The organism is Niastella koreensis GR20-10 (assembly GCF_000246855.1).
GTDB lineage: Bacteria > Bacteroidota > Bacteroidia > Chitinophagales > Chitinophagaceae > Niastella > Niastella koreensis.
The window spans coordinates 7,892,244-7,903,953 of the sequence record NC_016609.1; the positions used below are offsets into that span (position 1 = coordinate 7,892,244).

Annotated in this window: 10 protein-coding genes and 3 tRNA genes; 7 read left to right on the forward strand and 6 right to left on the reverse strand. The window is 43.0% G+C overall.

What is annotated here, in order from left to right; translation table 11 throughout:
• Positions 1-44 precede the first annotated feature (44 nt).
• From NIAKO_RS31460 to NIAKO_RS31475, 4 genes are all read left to right on the forward strand, one after another.
• On the forward strand, positions 45-1,649 hold the full coding sequence (locus NIAKO_RS31460; protein WP_014222529.1) for a glycoside hydrolase family 31 protein: 1,605 nt from the start codon (positions 45-47) through the stop codon (positions 1,647-1,649).
• A gap of 27 nt (positions 1,650-1,676) precedes the next feature.
• A complete protein-coding gene (locus NIAKO_RS31465) occupies positions 1,677-3,182 on the forward strand; it encodes an RICIN domain-containing protein (protein WP_014222530.1) in 1,506 nt (501 codons plus the stop codon).
• A 217-nt stretch (positions 3,183-3,399) separates the two neighbouring features.
• Positions 3,400-3,474: transfer RNA gene (locus tag NIAKO_RS31470), tRNA-OTHER, on the forward strand.
• 118 nt (positions 3,475-3,592) lie between these two features.
• Positions 3,593-3,679: transfer RNA gene (locus tag NIAKO_RS31475), tRNA-Ser, on the forward strand.
• Positions 3,680-4,378: 699 nt separating this feature from the next.
• Here the strand turns inward: NIAKO_RS31475 and NIAKO_RS31480 are convergent.
• The 3 genes from NIAKO_RS31480 to NIAKO_RS31490 all read right to left on the reverse strand — a co-directional run bounded on the left by NIAKO_RS31480 (position 4,379) and on the right by NIAKO_RS31490 (position 6,627).
• On the reverse strand, positions 4,379-4,801 hold the full coding sequence (locus tag NIAKO_RS31480) for an SH3 domain-containing protein (protein ID WP_014222532.1): 423 nt from the start codon (positions 4,799-4,801) through the stop codon (positions 4,379-4,381).
• Between the two features lie 15 nt (positions 4,802-4,816).
• Entirely contained in the window at positions 4,817-5,314 is a 498-nt protein-coding gene (locus NIAKO_RS31485) for a BON domain-containing protein (RefSeq protein ID WP_014222533.1), read from the reverse strand.
• A gap of 62 nt (positions 5,315-5,376) precedes the next feature.
• Positions 5,377-6,627 (reverse strand): OmpA family protein, encoded by a 1,251-nt coding sequence (locus NIAKO_RS31490; protein ID WP_014222534.1) that lies wholly within the window; start codon positions 6,625-6,627, stop codon positions 5,377-5,379.
• 318 nt (positions 6,628-6,945) lie between these two features.
• Between NIAKO_RS31490 and NIAKO_RS31495 the strand changes: the two genes are divergently transcribed.
• Together NIAKO_RS31495 and NIAKO_RS31500 are read left to right on the forward strand one after the other, a co-directional pair.
• On the forward strand, positions 6,946-7,131 hold the full coding sequence (locus NIAKO_RS31495; RefSeq protein WP_041347537.1) for a hypothetical protein: 186 nt from the start codon (positions 6,946-6,948) through the stop codon (positions 7,129-7,131).
• A gap of 172 nt (positions 7,132-7,303) precedes the next feature.
• Entirely contained in the window at positions 7,304-8,821 is a 1,518-nt protein-coding gene (locus NIAKO_RS31500; protein ID WP_014222535.1) for a hypothetical protein, read from the forward strand.
• A gap of 191 nt (positions 8,822-9,012) precedes the next feature.
• On the opposite strand, the gene NIAKO_RS31505 is transcribed toward NIAKO_RS31500, so the two are convergent.
• A complete protein-coding gene (locus NIAKO_RS31505) occupies positions 9,013-9,609 on the reverse strand; it encodes an SMI1/KNR4 family protein (RefSeq protein WP_014222536.1) in 597 nt (198 codons plus the stop codon).
• A 77-nt stretch (positions 9,610-9,686) separates the two neighbouring features.
• Here NIAKO_RS31505 and NIAKO_RS38835 point away from each other — a divergent pair, with 77 nt between their 5' ends.
• Positions 9,687-9,854, forward strand: a complete 168-nt coding sequence (locus tag NIAKO_RS38835; protein ID WP_014222537.1) for a DUF6717 family protein — start codon at positions 9,687-9,689, stop codon at positions 9,852-9,854.
• Between the two features lie 1,025 nt (positions 9,855-10,879).
• Here the strand turns inward: NIAKO_RS38835 and NIAKO_RS31515 are convergent.
• Positions 10,880-10,952, reverse strand: a tRNA-Phe gene (locus NIAKO_RS31515).
• Between the two features lie 183 nt (positions 10,953-11,135).
• Positions 11,136-11,570, reverse strand: coding sequence for a hypothetical protein (locus tag NIAKO_RS31520; protein ID WP_014222540.1), 435 nt, complete (start codon positions 11,568-11,570; stop codon positions 11,136-11,138).
• Positions 11,571-11,710: the final 140 nt, after the last annotated feature.

The following is an 11,710-nucleotide window of genomic DNA, read 5'->3' on the forward strand; positions in this document are numbered from 1 at the left end:
GGGGGCTTTTTCAATTCTATTTATTACTTAAAAAATCTTCCGGAATGAAGAGGGTCATCCTATTGTCTCTATTGAACGTATTGCTTGCCCATGTAATCGCGCAGGACAGCCTGCGGTTAGTTTTACTGAACAACGAACAGTGGTGGGGCGGTTCTTCCAACTACGGGCATTTTATGCCGTTTCATGCAAACGAATACGCAGCCAATTTATATGGCGACAGATCAGTAAATCAAAGCGCACCTTTATTTATTTCAAACGCGGGCCGTTGGGTGTGGAGTGATGAACCGTTTGCGTACCGGTTTATAAAAGATACATTGATAATAAATAAAGCGCATGGCAGAATCCAAAGCGGACAGGCCGGTAGCACTCTTGCAACTGCTTATTCATTTGTTTCAAAAACTTTCTTTCCAACCTCGGGCAAGTGGATCGATTCATTGTTGATAAAGTCGCCACAATATAACCTGTGGATTGAACTGGGTTATCACCCCAATCAACGGGCGGTATTGAACTATGCAAATGAGGTACTTAAAAATAATTATCCACCCGGCGTGTTGATGATAGATGATAACTGGACAGATTATTATGGTCAGTTTGATTTTAACCGCGACAGGTTTCCCGATGCGGCAGCGCTCATTGACAGTTTGCATAGGAAAGGGTTTAAAGTAATGGTGTGGATAAGTCCGTTCATAAGTCCCGATAGCGAAACATTCAGGGAGTTGATGCAAAAAAGATTATTGCTGCTCGATAATGGCGGCGACGCTGCTATGGCATGGAACGATAAAAAAGCAAAGCCGTTGATCACGTATTGGTGGAATGGGTTCAGCGCCACGCTCGACCTTAGCAATCCTGCTGCCCAGCAATGGTTAAAAGATAAATTACATTGGTTACAAAAAACGTATGGTATTGATGGCTTTAAGTTTGATGCCGGTGAGCCGCATTATTACGATTATCCACAATTGCTGTCATTCAAAAAAAGCAGTGCGAACGATCATTGTATGTATTGGGCGCAGATAGGGCTTGATTTCCCCTTTAACGAATACCGTGCTATGTGGAAAATGGGTGGACAGCCATTAGGTGAAAGATTGAATGACAAAGCGCATACCTGGACCGACCTGCAAACTTTAATTCCCAATACCATTGCGCAACAGTTGATGGGGTACACTTTTACCTGTCCTGATATAATTGGCGGCGGCTTGTTATCCTCTTTTGCACCCGGCAAAAAGATAGATCAGCAATTAATAGTTCGCTCCGCACAATGCCATGCCTTAATGCCTATGATGCAGTTTTCGGCAGGGCCCTGGCGCGTACTGGATTCAGTAAATGAACGGGCTGTGCATAAAGCGGTTGAATTACGGCAGCAACATGTGAGTTACATAATGGAAGTACTGCGGCAGTCAGCAGCCACCGGTGAGCCGGCCTTGCGCCCGCTGGAATACAATTATCCTAATCAGGGTTATGCTGCTGTGCAGGACCAGTTCCTGTTGGGAAACAGGTTTATGGTAGCTCCGGTGGTCACCAGTAGTAACACGCGCACTGTTTTGGTGCCCAAAGGCAAATGGCGCTTTAGAGGAAACATAATAAAGGGTCCATTAAAACAAACTATCGATGTAGCGCCGGACGAGTTGCCTGTATATGAAAAAGTTGATTAATCAAATTACATAAACCAAACACTTACTATGAAAAGAATTAACAAACTGGGCATTGCAGCATTTTTATGCTGCGGCCTTTCCTGTACTACCAAATCATTAACTGAAAATGAAACAGACACCGGAAAAACTGTCAAAACAGAAGCCCTGGCTGCCGGTGATTTTACCATTGTGGTAATGCCCGATACGCAGAATTATATGTCGGGTTATTTTGGCGCCACCTATGCCATGTTCACCGCACAAATTGATTGGATCAAAGCCAATAAAACGGCTATGAATATTGCTTATGTAGTTGGGGTGGGAGATATTGTTGAGCATGGCGATGAGTCCGCTTACGCCAGCGAATGGACGGAGGCAGCTACCAATGGCTATTACCGCCTGGAGCCGGATGGCATTCCATATGGATTGGCGGTTGGTAACCATGATCAAACGCCGGTGAATACTTCCATTCTTACCGCCACCACTACAAAATATAACCAGTATTTTGGCAGGAACCACTTTGCTGCGAAACCATATTATGGCGGCAACCTGGCTGGATCAGGAAGTAATAACAACAACAGCCATTATGATCTGTTCTCGGCAGGCGGAGTGGATTTCATTGTTATTTACCTGGAGTACGATCATTTGAATGAACAAAGCACTTTATTAAACGACTGGGCGTATAACCTGTGCACAACGAATGCATCGCGAAAAGCAATTATTGTAACTCATTATGCAGCACAGGCGCCAACCGGGGCCTGGGGCAGACAGGGTTATCGCATCTGGAACCGGCTGAAAGGCTGTGACAATGTATTTATGATATTGGGTGGTCACGTTACCGGCGATGCTTCCTTACCCGATCTGCAAAAAGGAGAAGCGTATCGCGAGGACACCTACAACGGCCACACCATTCGTACGTATGTGAGCGATTACCAGGGCCGTGCTACCACCGGTGGCGCAGGTAAAATACGCCTCATGAAATTTTCGGTAACCAATGACGATGTAACGGTAAAAACTTTTTCACCCTGGAATAACACCGGCTATGAAACCGATGTGAGCAGCCAGTTTACCAAGCCATTGTTTGGACCCGCGCCAACAGCCCAGGTGCCTGATGGAAAATATAAAGTGGTGGCCCGCCACAGCGGCAAGGTGCTCACCGTATATAATGCATCAACAGCTGCCGGTGCGGATATTGTACAATGGGATTATACTTCCGGTACAGGCAATTTGCCGAACGATGAATGGAACCTTACACAAACCGGAACATCCGGGTATTACAAGTTTATAAATGTGCACAGTGGCCTGGGCATGAATGTGCAGGGTGTTTCCACGGCAGTAGGGGGATTGGTAAAACAATATAATTATGGTGCCGACAGCATCTATAATGATGAGTTTGCGCTTATTCCTGTAGGTGGTGGTTACTATAAGATCATTGCCCGCCACAGCGGACTTTGTATGAATGTGGCCGGCGCCAGTCAGAGTAACGGTGCATTGATAAAGCAATGGGATTATGTTGGCGATTTGCATACCCAATTTCAGTTGGTGCCATTACCGTAAGAAATAATTGTTGAGAGTGTTTTGTTATTTGGAAACTTTCTTTAGCTTTGCACTATGATTCGCACTAATTCATATTTACTGTCAGGCTCGCTCAGTTGTTATAGCAACGAGCTGAAAGGCAGTTATATGTTCGCGAATAAAGTTGATAGATAAAAATACACTTTAATAAACGCACTAAAGCCCTTCAGGTCAAGCACCTGAGGGGCTTTTTGATTTTAGCCCTTTAGCCCAACGGGAGAGGCGTCCCGACTTTAGTCGGGATACGGTGTGAGTTCGAATCTCTCAGGGGCTACTGCTATGCCTAACGGTAATAGGCAATAGTAATAACAAGAGCAGGTACTCAATACTGACATGGAGATTGGTCTGCAAAACCAATTCAATATGGGTTTAATTCCCATCCTGCTCTCAATGGAAGGTTAGCATAATTGGTAATGCAGCAGTCTTGAAAACTGCCGTACGTGTAATAACGTTTACAGGTTCGAGTCCTGTACCTTCCGCCTTCGCTCGCAGTATCCGCCAGCCGGTGGAGTAGGCGAGCTTCGGACGCTTGCGCCAGAATTTTGGCGTCGGCGCACGGACGATGTCCGCGTGATATGAGATATTTTTTGGAGAGTAGACAGATACTGGTTTGCTGTGGCATCCTGCTAAGATGTTTCTCGTTTAACAACGGGATGAAGGTTCGATTCCTTTGCTCTCCGCTATTACCCGCCGAAGTCTTGACGAAGGCGGGTATTTTCTCCGGGGCGTCGGTAACGATGGCGGCGTAACGCCAGCCATCCTGCTTAATAATTAGGTTTCTCTTAACATGGTAGTTCCAAAGCAAATTGGTAATATTATAATCTAACACCTACCAACATGGCTGCAGTTCTTATTCTTGTCTTAATTCTGTTTCTCACAGGCCGGGCTTCCTATGGCATTGCCAACGTAGTACATAAAATGCTGGTAAAGGCAGATAACCCCAACGCTATTCAATAGCCATATGCAGCATCAGGTAGGTGGCTACACAAAGCAGGTAGGCAATCAGGGAACCCAGGATATAAATGGCTGTTTTCAAGTAATGTTTGGATGGCCAGATTTAAAATTAAAGGATAGTAAGTATTAATTCACATACATTATACTTTTCCTAACCAAAAAAACCATCCCGACACGTCAGGATGGTTTTTTGCACCGGAAATCATTCTTTGTTATGGGTACTTTCAACTTTGGGGTGACAAGTATTGTGCATAAGCATACCCTTCCTCGCCCGCATCAGTTCTGATAAGCCACCATTGTTCATTGGTTTTGCTAACCAGGGTAACAATTTCATGATGCGCTGCTTTACCCACAATTGGCTGATCGGTTCCTGGCCCTTTTCTGATATTCAGGTTCGATTTATCAGTGGTTACCATTGCCTTTCCTCCCGGTGTCATAGTAGAAACATTTACATTCATTACCACATCACCTGACCGGTAGTCAGGATCAATTTTGCCATAGATGTTCCACAAAGTATCCTTTGCCGTACCGCTCGGGGCCTCACCATCAATATACAATACATTATCCTGCTCCCGTACCTGTAAGTTGGTAATGCCAACATTTTTTGCTGTACTCAGTAATTCCAGGTATTTATCCTGTAATGCCATAGTTGGACCCTCCTTTTATTTAATGGTAAGCTTATTGTTTATTTTTTTAGGATGCAATGATTGCAGGCTCATCATCAGTTTTTGAAGATTGGCCCGTTTGATCTCGCCTGTGAGTGTAACTACTCCATCAGTCACAGTTGCGTTTACTCCCGGGTAACCCGCGATGGCATCTTTTACATTTTTACTCAATGTATCGTCCGGGGATATGGTTACCGGGGCCTGCTGCTGCATTGGTGGCGGAGTAATTGTACAATTATTGACCACCCTCTTAACCCCTTTTACTTTAGCTGCTTCCGCCTCAACAGCCGATTTACTGGCTTCATCTTTACATTCTCCCGAAAGCGTAACAACCCCATCCTGTACGCTGGCAGATATGCCGGTTACCGCAGCGTTGTTCTTAATAGCCGTTTCTACCGCTGCCTGAATATTGCTATCTTTTGGCCCGCAGGCATATAGGGAAAACAGCGTTATGAAAACGAATAAAAGCGTTCCTGAAAATCTAATCTTGCTCATATGTTACCTGATTTTAAACAAACTTGTAGCGCCGCCGCCGGTGGTGGCTTCATTTTAGAGAATTATTTGCGCCGTACATTCACTGCCATCCTTCTGTCTGTTTTTCTTTCTTCATCAGAAGCATCGGCCGCTAGCTTTGCAAACTGTGAACCGTAACCTTCAGCGCCTGCAAGCTGGGATGCTGGCACCCCATTTTCTTTTAGTGCCGTCAATACAGCGTCTGCTCTTGATTGCGATAGTTTCATGTTATTGCTTTCATCGCCTGTTTTATCTGTGTAGCCACCGATCTTTATTACAGCATTTGGAAATGCTTTCAGGATAACAGCGATGTTTTTTATTTGTGTCATGCTTTCAGGCATAATAGTAGCGCTGCCGGTTTCAAAATTCACATTATCAAAATCGAACCAGGTTGTTTTATCAACTTTTTGTGATGGGTCGTTTAAATACTTTACCAGCTGATCTTCTATGCCACCCTTATAAGCATTGATCTCTGTGCCATTGGGTAATTGTACCATGATCGATGCCCGGGTAGCAGGGCGGTTGGCGGGCGCAGCAGAAGCAATGGCAGAGTCGGGACGCATGTTAATACTTGATTGCATGTTTTCTTCCCTGTTACCTCTTTTGCCCATAAAAAGCCAGATAAGCGCAATAAGCGCCAGGGCTAATAAAGCCGGAACAAACCAGTTGGTTTTTTTAGGTGTGCTTGTAAGATTTGCTGCGGTGCTTTTAACAGACCCGCTAATGCCCGATAAGGCATTATTTAATCTGCTCCCGATGCTTCCCAGGCTACTCAGGCCAAGGGCGCCGGCCAGGTTCAACCCGGATGGAACCGCATTCAAAATGTTTTCTTTTTGATTGTTAAGAAAGGTAAGAAAGCCGGCCGTGTTCATGTTGGTTGAACTGGCATGACTGCCTAATGCACCCAGGGCGGCAGGTGCAATTGCACTCAGCAAAGCCGTTGCCGAACTGGATTTAATGCCTGCGTAATTGGCAATCATGCTGGAAACATTATTCAGGCGGTCGCCAAAAATTCCTTTCAAAAATTCTGTTCCTCTGCCGATTAAATTATTGTCGGTAAAAAAACGGCCTATATTGGAAAGCATGCCGCTGTTAAAAGTTTCTTTAGCCATTCTAAGGAGGTTTCCTGCGTCACCCGAACTGGCTTTATCCATAATGCCGGTTAATACCGCAGGAATTGCTCCAGATACTGCTTTCTGCATGTTGCCTTCACTCTCACCTAAAACATTACTGGCATTGTCAATGACATCATTGCTCAGAAACCCTCTTACGGAATCAAATAAGTTGAATGACATAAACCTTCATTTTTAGTGATGAATAAATAATAATGTGGAAGTTGATAAATAAGGTGCGGGCTGAATGGCTACGGTAGTGGCGGGTTGAGGAGTCAATCAATATGGTAAGTACTACCCATAATAAAACTGGTTGCGTAAGGGTGAGTTCGCAATACGAGGGGTTAGTTAGGCTAAACGTAAGTTAGACCTCTTCATAGCGGATTCCAAATTAAGTTTGCCTGCTTTTCGAATGACTGGTACGTATGTGATACGCATTTTGATTGGGTGATAACACCGTTTTCTATACTATAGAATTGCTGTAACATTGAATTATTAAAAATGACAATTGGGAGCGAACGCTTTCCACCGCTTAGCAATTGCAGCACCGCATTACCGGGTTTTGTAGGAAAAAGTAGTACGTTATCTTTTCCCTATAATCCCTCAGATGGCAAAACCATAACTGTAGTGGTTAGTGGTTGCCTGGGCAGCGGCACTGCCTGGGATTGGGAAATGGATTGTCCATAGATATTTACCTGATATCTTAAAGCATAAAACAGATCTGGATCAGCTATTGGTTCAGGTCTGTTGTCATTTAAAACGGGATTGAACCGCCAAGGGGCTTATTGTGGCTTTTTGCAGAAGATGATAATATCTTTTTTTTGTATACTTGCTTAAAATTACCTCTAAAACCCCGAAAATGTCAACCCGTTCCATGTTGCTTTTCGCAGCCTGCTTTGCACTATCATCAGGCTATGCGCAAAAGAAGGTCTTAAGCTATCCGTTTGAATTCGAAAAGAAGTTACTTGCAGACTTCGAATATGACACATATTTTCTTGACGATCCGGCCAATAATGCATTTTCGTTGGTATTTAAGGATAATAAGAAGGTAGAGTATGTATTGCTGGATCAGAATTTTAAAACAGTGTCGAAGATCAACTCCAATAAAGACGCATCGGTTTTTAGTTCAAATAATTTCAATGAATACACCGGAGGTACAACCAACGGCCATCAGTATAATTTTTTTTATTCCTTTTACGACAAAACATATGTAATGGAAACGGTTGATTTTGACGCTAAGGCAGTCAGCCATAAGAAATTGATCGATATTCCTAAAGGAGAAAGCCCGCTGATTGCCTTCAGCGATAATAATAAGTTTTATGCCCTTACCACGAATAATAAGGCCGGAACGCTGAATCTTTCCGTAGTGAATGCGGCTGGTGAACTGACTCAAAAAAGCGTACCTTTTCCTATTCCGGAAGAGGCAAGCAGGCATAGGAATAAACTGGAAGATTATCTTGCCTCAACAAAGCTCATGAGAAGCGGAGAATATCCCGATCTGTCCAATTCAATACACTTTGCAAAACTGTTCACACAACCGGATAAATTGACGTTTGTGATCAATGACGGCGACAACCCTGCGCATCTTGTATCTATTTCGATACCGGACCTGACCCTGCAAGAGAAAAAAATAGATTATTCAGCATTGATCCCCAAAGATGAAAAAGGAAAGGTATATGTAAGTTCTTTCCTGAAAGGAGAGCGTTTATTTTCCCTTGTTTTGAATAAAAAAACCATCCGCATCGTAGTCAATGATGTGAACAGCGGTGCTATGCTGGAAAAAATAGAGATCAATGATGATGCTGCATTGGATCTGTTTGCTGATGGACCGAATTCTGAAAGGCGCTATGGTAAGAAATCGTTTACAAAAGATATTACGGATGTAAAAAAGCTGATTAAGGTGTTCAACCACGGTACCGAGGGGCTGATGGTCTGCGAGAATAATAATGGACAACTGATCTTAACGGCAGGCACATATGATCATATCCCAGACGTAGGTGGCACTGGTTGGCAGCAGTCGCAGCAGACCGTGCGGACCGGGTCTACCGACTATGCGACTCGCACCACACCCACAAGCACGATCACTGTCTGGAACCCTGTTACTTATTACAGGCCTGGCATTCCCGGATATACCAAAGCCAATGCGCGCTATTACACTACGACTTCTTTTAAAATTTTACTTGATCCGCAAAGTTTAAAAAATGTGCGGGGGCGCGCACCGGTTTCTGTGCCGGATCAGATTAAAAATTACATGGAGGGCAAAGACAATGATCTTAAAGCTACCAATCAATTTTCCATAGGGAATAATCAGTACTATGGATACTATGATAAGTCTGTACATAATTATGTTGTAGAACAGATAAAAATAATTCAGTAAAGGTTGACATTGACATAATGAATAAAGGCCACATTGCTGTGACATTTCTTCGTGGTGTTCGGTCATTGGTTCCCCTTAATCATGTAAATCATTATATCACAAAACCGTTAATAAACCATTAATGCTTCTATTGCAATAACCCATTGTTATAAAAAGAAACCTTTAATTCGCCTGATTGTTTGGTTGAATATTTAATTATCGTTCAGGTTGGCTTTTATCAAATCGTCTAATTCGGCGTCAAAGGCTTTAAACATTTCCAGGAAGTTGTTGGCATAAAATTCCTGCTCATTATAACCTTCTTTACGATTTTTTAGAAGTACAATAGGGTAGTCATTGTTTGCTACTTTTGCATTGGCATCGAAACAAAGAACACCGATATCCATAAAGTGGGCAAACGGCAGGTAATTTCTTTCCAATGCTTTTTTGTATCGTATGTCAATGTTCTTTTTATAGGTTTGTACCAGTCGCTGCGGCATGTTGCCAAAAAACTTAAACCCCTCTTCGCCCGGGTATAAATCTATAAAGTGCCGGTACTTCAGCAGAAATTTAAAGGAATCAGGCAGTGGGTGCTGTAGCAGCGCTTCCAGTTCGCCTATTTCTGCATCGGTAACCGTGCTGGCAATAGCTAACCAGTAACTACTGTATTCGTCTCCCTTTCTGTTAGGGTCAATCATGATGGCGGGTATATATTCAGTTGAATCAACATTCTCGCCCAATCCATCCATAAAATCAAAATATTTGTCTACAAAAGATTTTATAAGGCTGAAATCCTGTGATGTTGTACTCATATACACAAAATATGATTTTAAGTTTTCATAGAGAATAGCAATGTATTTAATTTTACTTCACGTAATCTTAAATGTATATGCAAACCCACACCTTCATAAAAGAACCCAATGGCAATTGGTTTATTGATTTACCCGCCTATACTGCCAATGGTGCTGCAAGGGGTGATTTGCAAATGGTTGCCGGCGCCGATACCATGCTGGATGTTATGGCCAATGCCAGCAACACCGTTACAATGCCGATGTAATAGAACTGCTGGAAGTATGCGACCCCGATTGGGGTGGCGGCATCTGATTTAACGGGACATAAATTCAATCGCCCTGTATATGGTATTGGTGTAGTTGCTCGGTTTACATTATCTCTAAATACTATTCCATGATTATCAATTGCCGCTATCAGCGTTCCAAAAGTTTGGTGGCTGCCCGCTGTGTGAGCCAATTGCCTGTAAGATTTAAAGCGAATATGAGCCTCAAGAACATTGCGTAGTAAACCTAATATTGTATCCTTTTTGTGATGTCGGGCTGCGTTAAAAACAGTTCTAATTCTTTAACATTTTTGAAATAAGCATTTCATGAACCCAGCATTAAACTGTGCTGTATAGGCTGTGATAATGTCAAGCGGGTCATCAATTGATTTGTTACAAGGACAGGATTTAATAGGATCAAGTGAAAAAATCGGGGGATTTGAAGAGGTATGTGCAAATATTGTTGTTGCGAACTTTTCAGCAAAAATTCCATACTTCTCCCATAGAATGACTGATTTTTCTAATCTTATTGTAAACGTTCGGGCAAAAGTTGCGAACTTATGCCATTGTTGCGAACTTTTCGACATAAGTTGCTTATTATACCGCATTTCCAACTGACTATGACTCATTAACGCTGAACATTATGGCATTTGTTGCGAATTTGAGGCTATTTGCACAACTTCAGAGCACAAGTAGCGAACCTGGAGCGTTTACTTTTAAACATGGGCGCAAAAGTTTAAGATCTACAGTAAAAGGTTGGTTACTTACGCGTCAAAGTTCGCTACTTACGCATCAAAGTTCGAAATTGATGACTTATATCAGGCTGCGAATATAGTGGGGTACTGAGAACAGAGAGTGAAGCGTTTTGCCTGCCTATCCGGCGTGGGAAGGCTCTTCTAAATCCCCCAATTTTTCAATCTGATCCATTTAATAGTTCAGTATGAATTTATAATCCAATGTCGCAGTATTGTTGTAGTGGCATGAAAAAAGCGATTACACATTTCTGCATAACCGCTTGATCTTGTTCGTGGTGTGGGGCGGGATCGAACCGCCGACACAAGGATTTTCAGTCCTTTGCTCTACCGACTGAGCTACCGCACCTTTTCGATTTTTACCTATTTGGCTAAATCGGGCTGCAAAAATAGGGGATATTCTGAATAAACAAGCAAAATGCGCAAAAAGAATTCCAATTTTTTTCAATAAAAAAGCACCCGGCTCGGGGTGCTCATTGGCTTATTCATTATTCATGCCCTTATTGCAGTCTCTTTATATAAATGCTTTCTTTTAAATTGATTCTACCGGCACCTTACCAACAGTACTATCCGCATCCAGTTCCAAAATCAGTTGCTTAACCTCAGGACTGGCCTGGGGAGAAGTCTCCTGGCGGGGAGCGGTTTGCTTAATAATTTCCGGATTCGATGGTGACTGGGGAAGGTCTACTTCATTATCTGTGATTAGATCAGAACCTACAGCCTTTTCAAACAGCGGATCATCGATCCAATGGCTGTCGTCGAGGGTTTTTGAGGTAGATGCTTTATGATCGGTATGCCCGTTTGTTAACCCGTTGTTTGTATCCTTATCGCCGGCATCAATTGGTGATGCTGCCCCATGGGCCTGGTTAAAGGAAAATACCTTGCTGACTGCGCTCTCTTTATCCATTACTCCATACACCCCTGCCAGCATCAGGCATGAAACGCCCATCAATACAATGGTTTTCATTAGGATCTTAATTTTAGCGTTTAGGAGTTATTACTTACTCATAAACGGGATTATGAAATCTAAAGTATTAAGACGGAATCAAATCTGTCTCTTATTTCGATTAATGCTCCCTAATGTTCGATGAATGCCTGTCAAACTCA